Raw genomic sequence first — 16,736 nt, 5'->3', positions numbered from 1 at the left:
TTATACTTACTTTCAAAGGTTTAGTGTTTTCCGGAGGAGCTCTTTGATGATTGTTTCTAAACTTATTGGTAAAAGTTTGAATAATGAGCATTTCACCGCCACAGCATTTACAAATACCGGGCTGTATCCCCATTTTTTTAAAAGCAATTTCTTGCCAAGTCAATATAGTGCTTTCTGATGAAGAGGATACCCCTAGATGACTACGAATAATGCCCAATGATTTTCGTTTAGAAGCGCTTGATAAAAAGCCATAATGCCTTATTCTGGTAAATCCTGGCGGTAATATATGTTGACAAAACAAACGTAAAAAGTCTTCTCCTTTCGGGGATGATATTTGTTTTTGATAGTCTTTGTTCTAAGTACATGACAAAAAACTGAAGACATCTATTTTGTCAACTGACATTTTGTTTAATAGCAATTTAGCTATAGACCACAATCCATATTTAAAGATACTCTGTGCTTTTCGTCCATGCTTTTTAATCGTAATTGGCTTTACAAACAGATTTAAATAAATTCCAACCTTATAACACCAAACAAAAGCAATCATCACAAGCAGAATTAATTTTTCAATTCTATCTATTTCTTGTAGGTGTGTTTTTTCGATATCAAATCCACTAGTTTTCATGGCTTTAAAACAAGTTTCAATTTGCCATCTTTGTTTGTAAAACGCCTGAGCCTGATCAGGTTTGTTAAAAGAGATAATGATTAGAAACTCAGGTTTTCCTTTCTTGTTTTTTAATTTGCATCCCGAAAGATAACATAGTTGGGTCCCAATTCTAATGATTTTTTGATAGTGTATAAACTCATTTATACCAGTCGCATTGAATAGCCATGAAGCCTTTAGCTCTTTGTTTTTATGAGGAATAAAAACCTTAAAGTTGTTTCTAATACGTATGTAATAGGGAATCTTGTTGTCATTAAGAAACGTTATCCACTCATCTCCAACAAACTCTCTATCGGCTAATACCGATTCTATACATTCTCTTCCAAAGAGCTTAACGAATCGCTTAATCAAATCAATACGTTCCTGAGAATTTGAATTTCCTCGTTTCTTTAACATGGTAAACAATAGAGGAAAAGCAACGCCATTGTAGCAAACACCAAGCATAAAGATGTTGATGTCTGTTTTGCCAAACTTCCAATTAGTTCTGTCAATACTAAGACAAAGGCTTTCTTTTTCAGGAAGAAGTTTGAATATTAGCTGTGCAACTAAATTTGAATTCAATGAATATTCAGCAATAAATCTTTGAATACGCCTTAAACTAGATGTTGAATCTGAAACTGAATCAAATGCATTAGCAAGCTTTTCAAAACCTACTGTTTGAACCTTGCACAATGCACAGATAAACATCGAAATGAACTTTATTCGAGCTAAATTGACTTTTCCTTCAAATTGTTTGCTTAGAATTGAAACTAATTCTGTATTTTTATCCTCTACCTTGGTATTCTTTATCATTGCGTTCTGACTTCGTAAATCTTACGCAAGATACTAAAAATCAAGGTTTTAAACTAATTTTTTAACATCTATTTTTCTGATTTTCAAGGGGTTGTATTTTTGTCATGTACTAAGCGAAAATCGAATTGAAAAACTGAAAACAATTGGTTTCCCTTTCGAATCAGACTTTCGTGGAAAAAAGATTATTAATGAAGACGAAGTTATTGAGAAATCGAAGAAACCACAACGAAATACATGGGAACAAAACTATTTAAGATTGCTTGATTACAAAATCAAATACGGCAATTGTAATGTTCCCAAAACTTTTGAAGAAAAATCATTGTCATATTTTGTAACCAGACAAAGGCATAATTTTAAAACTCAAAACCTTACAGAAGAACAAATTAAGAAACTTGAATTACTTGGATTTGAATGGGAAGTTACTCGCCAACCAAATACAATATCTTGGGAATTGAGATTTAATTCATTAAATGATTTTTTTAAGAAACATGGTCATTCTCATTATAAAAAAACGGATGGAGACGAAACGCTTTATCATTGGGTTTTACTTCAACGAATGGATTTTAAAAAAGGGAAACTAAATGAAGAAAAAATTACTCGATTAAACACCTTAAAATTTATCTGGGATGCAAAATCGTTAGCATTTTCTGGTCGCCCAGATGAGGAACGTTGGAGTTTGATGTATGAAAAGCTAAAACAATTCAAAAGCGAAAATGGGCACTGCCTTGTTCCTCAATTATATTCAGAAGATAAATCATTTGGACGTTGGGTTAACGACCAACGAAACAACAAAAAGAAAGGAAGACTTTCAGAAGAAAGGGAAAAGCTACTTCAAGAACTTGATTTTATTTGGGACACAAAAAAATATGAATGGAATCAAAAATTGAAATTACTCAGCGAGTTTCATAATGAATTTGGTCACTTTGAAGTAAAACAAAGCGACAAAGGTTTTGGTGGTTTATATTACTGGTTGTTCAAAATAAGAAAAGAAGGAACGACACCAGAAAGAAGAAAGAAACTTGAAGATATTGGTTACGAATTCATTGAATACAAACCCGAAAACTGGTTTGAAATGTTTTCAAAATTTGCGAAACATAAAGAAACAACTGGTGGATTTGAATTCGAAGAAGAAAGTGAGATTAAAAAATGGTATCAGCACCAAAGATTTTGATAAACCGTTCAGAACTACCTAAAAACAAAGTTGATATTCTAGCGGCAATTGGTGTTAATCATCAACCCAAAACTAAAGAGAGAAAACCACGAAAGAAAAATTCTGCAAGCTGGTACGAGATGTTGGAAATGCTAAAAGAATATCATAGAATACATGGCGATTTTATTGTCCCAAAGAAATACCCAATAAATCAAGCTCTTTCAAGTTGGCTCTATTATCAGAAAACCTTGAAACGGACTGACAAATTGGAAGATGAAAAAATCAAAGCATTCGAAGAAATCGGTTTTGAATTTCCAAAACCCTTAGAAAATCAAAAATCATGGGATGAGCGATTTGAAGAACTGCTAGCTTATAAAGATAAACATGGAAATTGCCAAGTTCCAGTAAGATTCAAAGAGAATCAACAACTGGCAACTTGGGTTCGTACCCAAAGAAGATATTACAAAGAAGAAACGATAACCGAAGACAAAAAGAGTAAACTTGAAAATATTGGATTCATTTGGCGTGTGAATAATTAAAGCCCAAAGTGCAATTCTTTAAGTTGGATAATTGCTAATTTAGCGGTATGGATAATACAAACTTGACAAATTCAAACAATCAATTATATGGCAGGATTTCTGAATTACTTGCCAATGCAAAAAAACATGTTGCCACTACAGTTAATCAAACCATTGTAATCACATACTTTGAAGTTGGCAGATTGATTGTTGAAGATGAACAACATGGAGAAGAACGAGCTGAATACGGAAAATCGATTCTGAAGGAGCTTTCTCAAAGACTTACAAAAGATTTTGGGAAAGGATATTCGGTTTATAACCTTGAGCGAATGAGAAAATTTTATCTCACATACAAGTTTGTAATTTCGGAAGTAGACAAATCCGCATCAGCGTTGCAGAAATCTGAAAATGAAAAATCCGCATCAGTGTTGCGGAAATCTGTAAGCCCTTTTAAATTAAGCTGGTCACATTATTTGCAGCTCATTAAAATTGACAACATCGAGGAACGTAAATTTTATGAAATTGAAGCTTCAAATAACAATTGGTCTGTTCGAGAATTTGAGAGGCAATACGAATCATCCCTATACGAAAGGTTGGTATTAAGCAGGGATAAGAAGGGAGTTAAAGAACTCAGTACAAAAGGTCAAGTTATTACAAAACCAATTGACACAATCAAAGAACCTTATGTCCTCGACTTTTTAGGGCTAAAGGAGCATAATGAGTATAGCGAATCCGATTTAGAAACAGCCATAATCAATAAACTGGAACACTTCCTGAAATAACTGGGCAAAGGATTCTTATTTGTTGGCAGGCAGCAAAGAATAACGGTGGAAGATGAAAATTTCTATGTTGACTTGGTATTCTATAATCGCTTGTTACAATGTTTTGTCGTTATTGACTTAAAGATTGGAAAACTAAAACATCAGGATTTAGGACAGATGCAGATGTATGTTAATTATTACGATGAATTTGTAAAAACAAACGAAGAAAATCCGACTATTGGAATCGTACTTTGCAAACAAAAAAACGAAACATTGGTGCAGATTACCCTGCCAAAAGACAATCAACAAATATTTGCTAGTAAATATCAGACAGTATTGCCAAGTAAAGAAGAATTAAAACAATTAATTGAAGATAGAGATTAAACGACAGACCAAAAGCCATAAACAACACAAGGCTTGCTCGAATATTTTAAAAAAAGCAATGTTCTGTTTTAAGAACATTGCTTTTCAATCCGTGTTAATCTGCGAAAATTAGCGGACAAAAAAATACCTTTTCCTTACTAATTATTCTGCGCACTAGTATCCCCAAATTCCCCATTATCGATAATAGGGTAAGCAATAGCCTCATTGGGAATCACAATTTTCATTTCCAAAGGAAAGCTGATACCCTGTAATTTCAGGCTTTGTATACGATAAAGATAAGCCGCTCCTTGTAATATTTGCATGGCCACATCTGCTGCCTTTCGGTTTTGGTAAGACTCTAAATAAGTACCTTTTACCCAATCGTTAAAGGCGCCCATGGCTGGGCCGCACCATATTTGATAATCCAACTCTCGACCCGGGGTATTGGCATTGGCCCAATTGGAGGACAAGCCTAAATACCAACGGAAGATAAGCGCCATCTTACGATGTGGGTTGTCCTTGGCTCTTTGTATTTGCTCTGGGTCTCTTTTCTCAAAGAAATCGATGCAAGATTGCCAAATCTCTTCCAAAGGTTGCTTGAAAACCTGCTGCTCTAACTTTAAACGCTCGGCAGCTGGGATATCGTCAATAGACTTATACTGCTTATAATATTCGAATAGCTTTTTAGCACGTGGGCCAAATAAGGTTCCAGGTTTTAAAACCTGTAAATCAACACCCATCTCAAACATATCGGAAGCGGGGGCCATCATCACATCGGTAGAACTTACCTTTTCCAATAATTTACGCACATGCTCCGAGGTACCAGACTCTATACAAGCTTGATTAACCGAACCCGTCACCACATAAGCTGCACCCATCATAAAAGCACCTAATGCCGAAGCTGGCGTAGAAATTCCACCTGCTGCGCCCACACGAATCTTTTGTGCAAATTGGGTCTTGGCTTCCATATCATTACGTTGCTTTATAATAATAGGGAGGAGGGATACCAAAGGACGATTATCGGTATGCCCACCAGAATCGCCTTCTACGGTAATATCATCGGCCATGGGCACTTGCTTGGCTAATTCCGCTTGCAAGGGAGTTATCTTTCCTTTTGAGAGCAATGCCTGTACAAAAGATTCCGGAGGAGCCTGCATAAAAGGAGCCGCCACTTCGGTTCTAGAAATTTTGGCTATCACCTTATTCTTAATGTGGATACTGCCATCTTCATTCTGACTTAAACCCGCCACACGGTAATAGACAATATGCTCGGTTAAGGCTAAAAATGCGGAGGCTTCCACAATATGAACGCCATGTTTAATAAATAATTCCACCGCTTTCACTTCCAAGGCCTCCTCATTGGGGCTGTGTATTAGGTTAAAGGCATAAGCCTGCTCAGGCAAGGCAGCCTGTATTTTTTTGATGGCTTCAAATACGCGTTCTGGTACTTGTCCAGCAGCACCATAAGAACCCAATAGATGAGCTTTTCCCATGGCAATCACCAATTCTTCCGATGAGATGCCATTGGCCATGGCACCTGTTTTATAGGCATAGTTTAAGCCATAATCCTGCTTAAAACTTGGGTCACCGAGTTGTTCAGCAGTCATAGGACTGGCTATGGCTAAAACCTGTAATCCTCTACCTTCAGAAACCAGTTCGCCGCCATTACTAACTCCTATGCGACCCTGAAAATCCTTCATGATATATAAAGGCTTATCAGTGGCCTGTAATTTTTCTTGTATGCTTTTGGTATCAAAAACTATATCGCGTGGCGAGCCCTTCCAGAAGATATTTTGTGGGGTGCCGTGAAAATTCAAATTCATATGTATATCTTTTATTTGCGATGATCTAATTTATTTATTGAGCTATTTCATGCTGTTCTCATCATTCAGTTGTAAGTAAAAACCAATGATTAAAATTTAAAAAAATCCGCGGACAAAATAAATTTACGTTTATCATGATTTTGCTCCTTGCATTTGATTAAGCCTCTTCTATACCGAGGGCCAAATCCGTAATCTGATAAATCCGCATTTTACCATTCCAAACGTAGGCATCCACCACTATGGCCAATTGTGCACCACGCTGTTCTATATTTTTAATGTGAATTTCTAAATGCATTTCCTTCACGGTAGTTAGAATTTGTCCGCGGTATTTCCAAACGGTTTTATGATTGGGCAGCTGTACAAATTTGGGCGATTTAAAATCTTTTCCTAAATCTTGTTGTAAAGCAAATACTTCAATGGCTTGGAAAACAGCTTCCACTCCCAAGGAACCCGGCATTACCGGATCTTGATAAAAGTGACAAGCAAAGAACCACTCATAAGGTTTTATAAATTTGGTAGCATGCACATACCCTTTACCATATTCCCCTTGGTTTTTAGCCACAATTAAATGGTCTAATAGGTTCAATTGATTTTCGGCCAAATGATAATGTGGTTTTCCAACAGGTGCTTTGTATAGCTTCATTTTGCCATACAAGGAATCCAATTTAATTTGTAGATAATCTTGAGGAGTCAAGTTATTGGTTTTATACCAAGCATCCACTTCGGCACCTTTGTCTAAACCAACTTGCGATGCTAAAGCATCAGCTGGGAAGAATCCGAAGGAGGATTTTCCTTTATAGAATACATGTCCATCAATAGAAAGTTCGAAGGTGTAATTTTGTAAGATGGTTCCGCCTAAGGCCATAGAAGAAGTTAAAACGGCATTATTGACAATGGTTTTCCCTCTAAAATCGGTTCCACTTGCTAAGTCAAACATTTCGCCATCACCATCTAAGTTTCTGAAATAGAGGTCATGCTCAGCAAACTCTAAAGTAGAACCCAAATAGGCACCCAATAAACCACAAGGCTGTAGGGCAATCTCCATCAAAACAGAATAAGGCATGGTGTAATTGGAGTTTTGCTCATAATACCAAGGATTAACAGGCACATCATATTCAGCTAAAATGGAGGAGGGTTCATCAAAATTACCACGCGTTCCATCAACTTTTAGTATACGAGAAATAAGCTGTAAATCGGTATTGGGTTGACGAGAAACCTTGCGGCCATCGTAAACGGAGAAGTCAGGACCAAAACACTTGGACAAATCATCTAATGCAAAAGTAGTGATGTCTTTTTCATTCATCAAAGCACCTTCAGAACGCGGAGAAATAGGAATACCTGGAGTTTCTTCTAAATATTTAGGGTTTGATTTTTCACGCAATTGTAAACCAATATTCTCGAAATGTACCGTCACCACACCATTAGAAATAATCTCTAAATCACCCACCACATAAGGATGAGGAATCAAACCAATATCTTTAATCTCTAGTCGATAAACCAGTTTGGTATCTTCAGGTGTGACTTCCTTACGACAGCGCACTTTTTGCGGCATATCGAAAATGGCTTGGTAACGAGCATCTTTAGTCATGCGCTGTAAACCCAAGCGAAGCATAAAGAAACGCAATAAGTTACCACCACCTTCGGCTTGTAAGGAACCCGCCATTACTTCATCATCACGGAAGTGGCAAGGGAAATACCAGTCATTGGCTTTTAAATCTTTCTCAGCTTCAATAAAGCCTAAACCATAAGCGCCACCTTTTAAATCAAGGGTGGTAATGCGGTCTAGCATCAATATCTTTTCTGGAGGCAGACGTAATGAGGAATTGCGACCATTGGCAAAATAAGACTCATTTCCAAAACACTTCTCAATGTCTCCATTGCTCAAATGCATCAGGTCTTCTTTGGAGAAAGTGGTTTTATCAGTATCCAATAATGGAGTGAAATATCTCTTTTTAATTTGGGTTCGGGCTGCTAGTTCCGATTTGCTGTACACCACACCATTTCCGGCAGCCAATTCTTCATCAGAAAAGAAACCCGCACACCCATTGTCCATTTTTAGCACCAAGCGATCCTCCACATAACAACGGTAGCTGAAAAAGAATAGGAGGTTATTACCGCTATTCACAAAGGAATTGATGGAGATATCATAGCGTAGGGTTTGTCCTTCAAAAGGCAAGTCATCCATAAAAGTAAGGGTGCAATCCAATAAACGGTAAATCTGCTTGCCTTTGTTTTGTAAATCGATACCCAGGTAGGAGATAAGCATTAAATCGCACTGTCCTGATTCTACCGATACAGCCCAAGGGATTTGGCGGTCGGTGGTAAACCAGGCATCATAAGGAATATCGTATTCCGTTTGCATGGTCGATGGTTTATACTCGCCCAACTTGGCATTAATACCTGTAACTCTACTCACCAATAGATAAGGGTCCATAGGTAGCATCACACGACGTGGATAAGTATCTATGACAGCATATTCAGGGCCAAAAACATTGGCAATTTTACCGGTAGCAAACTCCACCAAGTCTTCTTGTGAATACACAATCTCTTTACCTTCTAATTGCTCTCCGGATTCGTAATTCTGTAAGCGTAATCCATTTTCACCCAGCCTATTATTAGGTGATGTACTCGGTGTTAATTTTGTATTTACGTTCTCTATGGTTTTTGTATCCATTTCGGGATTTAAGTTTAATGATTTTGAATGATTTGAAATTATTGGTGTAGTGATTGGAGCGGTATCTGATTCGGTATATGAATCCTCTCCAGCTATAACCATTACTGCCTTTTCTTTGATAATGCTTTTCTTAATACTTTTTGTTTTAAGATTCGCAAATAGCTTTTTGCTTTCGCTATTTACTATGACTTGGGCTATGGGCTTTCCACCGGGTATTATCTTTTTCAAGAATTGTTTTTGTGGCTTTCCTTTGGCAGTTTCGGGGTAAAGCATACTTAAATCAAGCGCTACACCATGACTCACCAATTGGGCCATCATCTCACATAATGCTTGAGCATCTGATTTCCCTTTTTGATTAATGCTAACCGATAAATGATCCTGATCTTTTAAAATAGCATTGATCCAACCCGTACAAGTGGCATTAGCCCCGAGCTCTATAAAGATATTGGCTCCTGCATCTGCTACACTTTTTACGTTGGCAGGAAAGTCAACTTCTTGGCAACAAACATTTGTGGAATTCTTGGAAATCACTTCGCTATCGAGCTTCAGTTTCGTCTTTGTGATGCTAGAAAAGAAGTCAATATTGGGTTTGTTCTGCAAAGGAAAATGATGCATAGATAATAAAGCATCGGTTTCTTTTTTACAGAAATCGTGATGGATAATATTTTGAAAAGGAATAGGAATTACTTTACATTGAGCCTTTTCAGCAATGGCTAAACAAGTTTTTTTATCGCCCGAAATAATGACCTCGTTCTCAGTATTTACAAAGGTGAGGTAAACATTATCATGTTTCTGAACCATAGGCTCAATTAGTTCCTTCGACGCCAATAATACCAAACTGATCCAGTTTTCTTTGGCCTCCTCTATACTGATACCAAGGTGTTCAGATAAAAGTTCTAAATTACCAGCCACGCGATTTTTAAATACTGGCGATTCCTGAAATTCTTTGGTGCCATCAGGACTCCATATTCCTAAGGAATACCACATGCTGCTGCATTCGCCCATGCTATAACCAAAGGCCATATCGGGTTCTAACTTAAACATAGAACGCATGATATGAGTAAAGGCCGCAGAGTAAAATACCCCAACCGACATCATAGCAATGGCATTGGCATAGATATTTGGACTTTCATTGTTAGTACTCACGTGTTTGGGATACAAATAATCGCTCCAAATAAAACGATCTAAATTGGGTCCTAAATCTTTATATTGCTCATGCAATTGGGGAAACATTTGAAAAAGATCGCTTCCTAAACCTTGGTATGCGGTTGCCGAACCTGGATATACAAAAGCTATTTTTCCTCTTTTACCCAAAGGTTTTGGTGAAAAATAACTACCGCGGGGTGTCTTTAAGGCTTTGCCTGATGAAAATGATTTGGAGATGCTCTTTTGAAAGAATTGAATTTCTTGCTTAAGCTCCTCTGCATTTTTTGCCAGCAGTACCGTACAATAAAGTCCACTATTTTCTTTGAATTTCTCGAAAAATATTTCAGCCATCTCCCCAAATGGAGTGGGGGAGGCGAGGGCAATTTCCAAGGCCGATAGGTGTAAGCTCATCTCTTTTTCTGAACGGGCTTTCAAAGGAAAAATCTTTGGAATCACACTTTGTCTGAAAGTAGAATCGGTGTTCAATACTTGATCCGCTTCTGATAAATGGATTTTTAAATCGTCTATACCATTCACCGATGCCTTTCTCTTGGTCTGATTTTCTTGTAAAATCCAAGGGCGAGACTTTTGAGGGAAATAGTATTTGCTGTCTTTAAATGCATTCACATCTTTAGGCGCTTCCCAATTGGGAATACCCGGAATAAAACGGTGGTGAACACATAAGCTCGCCTTTATCAAACTGGCCATGCCAGATGCAGCGTAAGTATTTCCAATATTGGCTTTAACACTTCCCAAAGCTACAGCTTGAGCTGGCTTGTTTTTTAATAATGTGGCTAGTTCTTTGCTATCCTGACTTGCAATACCTGTGGCAGCCATTTCCAAATACCCACCATCTTCTAATGCTTGGATTTGGCCCATGCCATCGATAACGGCATAGGTTCTGTCATGCTGAGCATCGCTTTGTTTCTTTAACACGATGGCGCCGGCACCTTCACCCACAAGCCATCCATTGTCATTGGTATTCATGGAAATACTTGGCTTGACTGCGCTATTGATTTGGTCTTTTTGATTACGGAGTATTACATTTTCCAAACCTCCTGAAAAATCAACTGCTCCAACTACTACCGCATCAACTTCGCCCAGCGATAACATATTTTGAGCAATCTCTAAGGCTTTATAAACAGAGTTTTCGCCAGAAGAAACCGTAAAGGCCGAACCGGTGAAATCCCAAAGTGCTGCAATTCTGCTGGCCATGATATTGCCTACAAAACTGGTGTGTTGACTGGGTGTTTGATCACCATCACGATAATAAAGGCCGTTCTTACACAGCTGCTCTAATTCCGCTTCTTGTACTTCGTTAAGTTCAATATTGGATTGCTCCAAGGCTTCTTTCAATTGCCAACCCGTATCCCAACGTGCCAAGTAATGATGAATAGATAATTCCGATTCCATGGCAATTAAAACCGCCACATTTTGACTTTCATCTAAGTTGGCATCTTTAATGGCATTGTCGGCTATTTTTAGAATCAGGGCTTGTTGTGGCTCTAAAGTCTCTGCTTCTTTAGGTTGGATTTTATAACGTAATAAGTCAATTTCAAAATCCTCAATATAAGCTCCTTTTGGCGCTTTCCCGTCCTTAAAGCCATACTCTTTTAATAAAGAAGTATTTTCCTCAAATCCCTTCCAACGCTTTTTGGGGAGGGTATTAAAATGTTGTTTTCCTTTGTATATAGTCTCGTAAAAATCATTGAGATTGGTACAATCCCCAAAGTGTGCATCCATTCCAATGATGGACATAGGAACCAAAGATGTTGCTTTTCTAGCCTCTTGTTTGCTTTGATTTTGCTGGTAATTCTTGACCACCATATGGGCATTTGTACCGCCAAAACCAAATGAATTCACGGCTGCTTGTTTTTGCGTATCATCCCATGGTATGGTTTCCAAAACCATATTTTCTTTACCCATCAAGCCATTGTCGGCTCTAAGGGCATTATCCAAATTAATGCTTGGTGGAATCACATTCTTTTGCATGGACATCAAGACCTTGAGTAAACCCGTCATACCAGCTGCTGTCAGTAAGTGGCCCATATTGGATTTCACAGACCCTAAAAGCGGTGTATTCTTTTCTGAGGTAAAATAATTAGAGATAGAATTTAGCTCTGTGACATCCCCCAGAGGAGTTCCTGTGGCGTGACATTCTAAATAGGAAGTGTTCTCAGGAGAAATACTGTTTTTGTCGTAGGCACGTTCGAAGGCTAGTTTCTGACCTTTTGGATTGGGTACCAATAGAAACTTACCACGTCCATCATTGGAAAGTCCAATGCCACCAATCACTCCTAGGATATTGTCTCCATCACGTTCTGCATCTTCCAAACGCTTGAGCACTACCATTCCGGCACCTTCTGAAGATACCAATCCTTCTGATCCTTGATCGAAAGGGGCATACTTTTTATCGGCAGGAGCATAGGCATGGAAAATAGAAAAGCCCATGTGAATAAATAGTTGATCGGAAGCACAAACGGCACCGGCCAACATCATATTTGCTTTGCCAGTGAGTAATTCGTCGCAGGCCAATTTGATGGCATACAAGGAAGTAGCACAAGCTGCATCTATGGAATAATGAGTGGCGCCAAGACCAAGAGCTTCGCTTACCATTTCTGATGGGGTATATTGCAATACCTCATTTTGTGGTTTCTCTCCAGCGTTTTTATGGAGTTTAAAATCTTTGTCTTTTAGTAATTCCTGGACGGCTACTTCAGTGGTATGGGTATATACATCAGATAATAATTGATGTGAGGAGGCTGTTGGAAAAGATAGGTTTCCTAAAATAAGACCGCATTTATCCATGATTTCGGCCTTGTTTAGGTAGCCACTTTCGCGCAGGGCTTCTTTCGCCACATGCAGCGACCATTGATATAATTTGTCTTGCTTGGCCAGAAATTCAGCTGGCAATTTATAATCTGTTGGATCGAAATTGAAATCACGAATAAATCCTCCGCGTAAGGAGTAACAACGATCTACTATTCCTTTTTCGGCTTGAAAGAATGCTTCTGGGTCGGCAGCAAAATCCTCTTTTGTGGCGATACCTGTCAGGTCTTTTTTATGCATCAGATTATTCCAGAACTCATCTTGGGTAGATGATCCTGGAAATAATCCAGACGTTCCTATGATGGCTATTTTTATCATTTATTTTCTTTTTATACCAGTTTAATCACCTCTTAAGAGGATTTAAACTGGTCCTAAATTCTTCCGAAATAATTCGGAACAGGTTTTATAGGGGAATTGATAATAAGAAGATGTAAATCCCATCCTGTATTTTCAAATCCCCCTTTTAATTTATTTTCTACCAAACCAATTGTTTAGATACGGTTACCGCTGCACCATCTGTTTGCATATAAACAGTTCCGTCTTCATCGTAAACCGTACAAAGAGCCACAATTTTAAACTCGCTAGCTTCTTGAATAGTAACGTTTACCATCAACTCTTTTCCAAAAGGAACAGGTTTGTAAAGTGTCGCAGTTTTTGTTTGTAAGGGTAAACTCATAGCGCCATCTTGGTATTTCTGAACCCAAACCACCATGCCTTGATATTGAATATCAGCAAAAAATGTATTGATGGATTGAATGGCAAACTGTCCTTGTTCTGAAAGTGGCACCTCAGGTGCTTTACAGGTGAGTACTATTTGCTTCTCGTTCCAATCGATGATTTTCTCTATGCCTTGGAAATACTTATCGTGGAAAAGGGAACCATCTTTATATAATATAGATCCATCAGTTGCAGGATAATTTCCGCTGATAGTGTGGTTAAACTTGGGAGCTTGAGGTACTTTATCCTTATGCATCAAGGTTACTCCCGTTCTGTAATGATAGGTCGGGAGTTTTTTTCCTTCACTAAGGATAGTCGCTTCAAAAACAATCTTTTCAGCGCTTTTTTCCACTTCTTTGAGTTCAATCACATAATCCTCTGGCTGTTGGCCATCAAATACAATTCCCTTGAATAATTTGGTGTCTGTAATCTGGAAGACCTTAAAGTCAGGATATATACTTTCGCAAGCTTGTGACATCCAACCCACAGCATTAACCACTGGTAAAACCGCGTTTCCTTGTATCACATGGTGCATCAAGAATGGATTATCGGCTAGCTTTAAGTTTCGTTTAATGCGATAGTTGCGTAAATCTCCATTATGGTGGCTTACCGCTTCAGGTAAGGTTCCGCCAATGATGACTTGTGCTTGATGGGCATATTCAGTATTGAACTCATTCACCATCATGGCAGCACCGCCTGTACTGTTCACCAACTTAATGCCGGCCGCTTTAAACATCACCTTTAATTCATCACTCACCATACCGCTGTCCCATGCGCCCCAGTTAATAGCCGACACTTGGGGGTGTGGATGGTTTGTTTTGAAGAGATGAGCTGCTTTACTTAAAATCTCGTTGGCGATGGCATAATCTGATTGTCCTAGGTTTCCATAAAATCCGGCTACCGAAGAGAACATCACCAAGTGGTCTAGTTTATCGATATCCACAACACTGAGCAGACTCAATAAACCATTTAGTTTCACTGAAATCACATTTTCGAAGTCCTCCTCCGTTTTATCTTGAATATACTTATCGGCCAAACGACCCGCTCCATGGATAATTCCTGTAATCTGGCCTAGCTGAGCTGTTATTTTATTTAATTCAGTTTGACTGGCTTTTAAGTTATTGACATCACCTTTTAAATAAACCACTTTTCCACCATGCTTCTCAACTTGAGCAATGGTATGGTCTATTTCCTTTTTAGCAACGATATCTCCAAATATGCTTTGAACAATAGGGAGACTAGGCTTTTTGCTTTTCTCCTTCAGGTCATTCATGATATTTCTTTTCAAAGTACTATCATCAACGCCATTCTTGGCATAATTAGGAATCTCAACATTAAAATTAGAACGTCCCAATAATATGAATTTACATTGGAAGGTTTTAGCCATTTCAATCACGCAATTGGCTGTTACGCCTTTTGCACCACCACTCACTAGAAAAACAGAGTCTTTAGTTATTGTGGTTTTGATTTTTTGTTCTTCGGGAACTGGGTCTGGTATAACACTTGTTGTTTTACGACCTTCTTCAGAATAGGCTACTTCAATAATGGCGCTATTGGCATCATGAAGTTCTGCAATAACTTGGGCACTTATTTTCTCTATTGGCAATTCTGGTTGTATATCAACCGCACGGCATTTTACCGGAGACCATTCTAAGTTTAAGCATTTCACTAAACCAGGTAATCCGCCACCAATAACAGATACATTGCCTCTTTTTCCCAGACCTAATATACCGTCTAAACGGCTCACCGTCACGAAATTTGCTCTTTGGGTCTGACCTAAATCATTTAAGTCTTGCTGTAAGTGTTTGGCTAAAAAGAAAACCGTTTTAACAATGTCCTTATCTGCTTTAAAGTGTTGGGTGAAATTGCCATTTTGGAATTCGAAATGAGGATGGAGATGAATGAAACTTCCTATTTTTCCGTATTTGCTATGGATTTCCTCAATCGCATTTTTAATGGCTTCATCAGTATGAGCAGTCAACGAGAGGGCCCTTGTATCAGGAGTCATTGTGGTGCCAGGTAGATTAAGTACCAATACTTGATGACCTTTGTTTTCTAATTGCTTAACAACTGAGGAGGTCAAGGCAGAACCCTCATTGGTAACTAAGGTCAGGTGGGTATCAGGTAAAGAAAATTCCATAAAGTCAGCTTGCGGCAAATATTTTAAACCAATATTATTGCGCTCCACCTTATGGAATTTACCTGTTGTTATGTATTCGTTATTATCTTGAGCTACAGGCTTAGCAATACTGAGGGGATTTTTTTTTTTAGAAGATGTACTTACGTAATCCACAATCTCTCCCAAAGTACGAAGCTCTGTTAATTCACTGGGGTTGATATCAGACATATCAGGATATTGTTTGGTTAAGGCACCAAATATCTCCACACGTTTGATAGAATCAATACCTAAATCAGCTTCCATATCCATGTTCATCTCCAACATCTCTGCTGGATAACCAGTCTTTTCGCTAACAACTGTCAATAACATTTTTTCAAGTTGTGTATTGTCAACATAGCTATCGTTCTCTTGTACTTCTACTTCAATGGTTGACTGAACAGGAGCTGCAGTTTCGTTGACCAGAGTAGCGGTTGTATTCACTATTTTATTGGCAACTGCTGCATTATTGGCAAGCGTTGCTGCTGTGGTAGGCGTAGCGGCACCTTTTGGCGCCACATAATTAACAATTTCTCCCAAAGTACGAAGCTCTGTTAATTCGCTAGGGTTGATTCCGGCCATGCTAGGATATTGTTTGGTTAAAGCACCAAATATCTCCACACGTTTGATAGAATCGATTCCTAAATCAGCTTCCATATCCATGTTCATCTCTAGCATCTCTGCAGGATAACCTGTTTTTTCGCTCACAACCTCTAAAAGCATCTTTTCAAGTTGAGTGGTATCAGTATTGCTAGCTTGAGGAGTTTCTTCAGTTACTGCTTGAACTGGAGCAGGTATTTCAATTACCGGAGCAGCTGTTGTATTCACACCTTCAATAGCAACCGCTGTAGCACCTTTAGGGGCCACATAACTCACGATTTCTCCCAAAGTACGAAGATCTGTTAATTCGCTAGGGTTGATTCCTGCCATACTCGGATATTGTTTGGTTAAAGCACCAAATATCTCCACACGTTTGATGGAGTCAATACCTAAATCGGCTTCCATATCCATGTTCATCTCTAGCATCTCTGCAGGATAACCTGTTTTTTCGCTCACAACCTCTAAAAGCATCTTTTCAAGTTGAGTGGTATCAGTATTGCTAGCTTGAGGAGTTTCTTCAGTTACTGCTTGAACTGGAGCAGGT

At 38.4% G+C, this 16,736-nt stretch carries 9 protein-coding genes and 1 pseudogene; 4 read left to right on the top strand and 6 right to left on the bottom strand.

The genetic code is table 11. The annotated features are described in order from the left end of the window. The 3 genes and pseudogenes from HNS40_RS19945 to HNS40_RS19940 all read right to left on the bottom strand — a co-directional run. Positions 1–217: hypothetical protein (locus HNS40_RS19945; protein WP_253916443.1), on the bottom strand; the 217-nt coding region annotated here is incomplete at its 3' end. A 21-nt stretch (positions 218–238) separates the two neighbouring features. Next, a pseudogene (locus HNS40_RS23795) lies at positions 239–334 on the bottom strand (transposase); the annotation flags it as partial. 21 nt (positions 335–355) lie between these two features. Continuing rightward, the gene (locus tag HNS40_RS19940) at positions 356–1,453 is read right to left on the bottom strand and encodes an IS4 family transposase (protein ID WP_371742966.1); all 1,098 of its coding nucleotides are present in this window, start codon (positions 1,451–1,453) and stop codon (positions 356–358) included. A gap of 94 nt (positions 1,454–1,547) precedes the next feature. Between HNS40_RS19940 and HNS40_RS19935 the strand changes: the two genes are divergently transcribed. The 4 genes from HNS40_RS19935 to HNS40_RS23335 are packed head-to-tail and all read left to right on the top strand — an operon-like array spanning position 1,548 to position 4,269. Further along, the gene (locus HNS40_RS19935; RefSeq protein WP_172284228.1) at positions 1,548–2,627 is read left to right on the top strand and encodes a helicase associated domain-containing protein; all 1,080 of its coding nucleotides are present in this window, start codon (positions 1,548–1,550) and stop codon (positions 2,625–2,627) included. After that, entirely contained in the window at positions 2,603–3,145 is a 543-nt protein-coding gene (locus HNS40_RS19930; RefSeq protein ID WP_172284226.1) for a helicase associated domain-containing protein, read from the top strand. The genes HNS40_RS19935 and HNS40_RS19930 overlap by 25 nt, the downstream gene beginning before the upstream one ends. 47 nt (positions 3,146–3,192) lie before the next feature. Then, entirely contained in the window at positions 3,193–3,906 is a 714-nt protein-coding gene (locus HNS40_RS19925; protein ID WP_253916442.1) for a DUF1016 N-terminal domain-containing protein, read from the top strand. Next, positions 3,907–4,269 (top strand): PDDEXK nuclease domain-containing protein, encoded by a 363-nt coding sequence (locus tag HNS40_RS23335; protein ID WP_253916444.1) that lies wholly within the window; start codon positions 3,907–3,909, stop codon positions 4,267–4,269. Between the two features lie 137 nt (positions 4,270–4,406). Here HNS40_RS23335 and HNS40_RS19920 read toward each other — a convergent pair whose 3' ends face one another. The 3 genes from HNS40_RS19920 to HNS40_RS19910 form a co-directional block, all read right to left on the bottom strand. After that, positions 4,407–6,071 (bottom strand): PfaD family polyunsaturated fatty acid/polyketide biosynthesis protein, encoded by a 1,665-nt coding sequence (locus HNS40_RS19920; protein ID WP_172284224.1) that lies wholly within the window; start codon positions 6,069–6,071, stop codon positions 4,407–4,409. A 157-nt stretch (positions 6,072–6,228) separates the two neighbouring features. After that, positions 6,229–13,038 carry a PfaB family protein gene (locus HNS40_RS19915; RefSeq protein WP_172284222.1) on the bottom strand — a complete coding sequence of 2,270 codons (6,810 nt, stop codon included), beginning with the start codon at positions 13,036–13,038 and terminating at the stop codon, positions 6,229–6,231. A 157-nt stretch (positions 13,039–13,195) separates the two neighbouring features. Beyond that, positions 13,196–16,736, bottom strand: a 3,541-nt coding sequence (locus tag HNS40_RS19910) for an SDR family NAD(P)-dependent oxidoreductase (RefSeq protein ID WP_172284220.1), incomplete at its 5' end; no start/stop codon positions are given.

Origin of the sequence: Lentimicrobium sp. S6 (assembly GCF_013166635.1) — a bacterium.
Lineage (GTDB): Bacteria > Bacteroidota > Bacteroidia > Bacteroidales > UBA12170 > UBA12170.
This window is presented reverse-complemented; position numbering and strand designations above follow the sequence as displayed.

What these genes read in the sequence shown, in the direction of transcription:
- HNS40_RS19920 (WP_172284224.1), bottom strand. Translation starts at nt 6,071, where the DNA reads ATGAATTTGAATTTTCACGGCACCCCACAAAATATCTTCTGGAAGGGC.
- HNS40_RS19930 (WP_172284226.1), top strand. Translation starts at nt 2,603, where the DNA reads ATGGTATCAGCACCAAAGATTTTGATAAACCGTTCAGAACTACCTAAA.
- HNS40_RS19915 (WP_172284222.1), bottom strand. Translation starts at nt 13,038, where the DNA reads ATGATAAAAATAGCCATCATAGGAACGTCTGGATTATTTCCAGGATCA.
- HNS40_RS19925 (WP_253916442.1), top strand. Translation starts at nt 3,193, where the DNA reads ATGGATAATACAAACTTGACAAATTCAAACAATCAATTATATGGCAGG.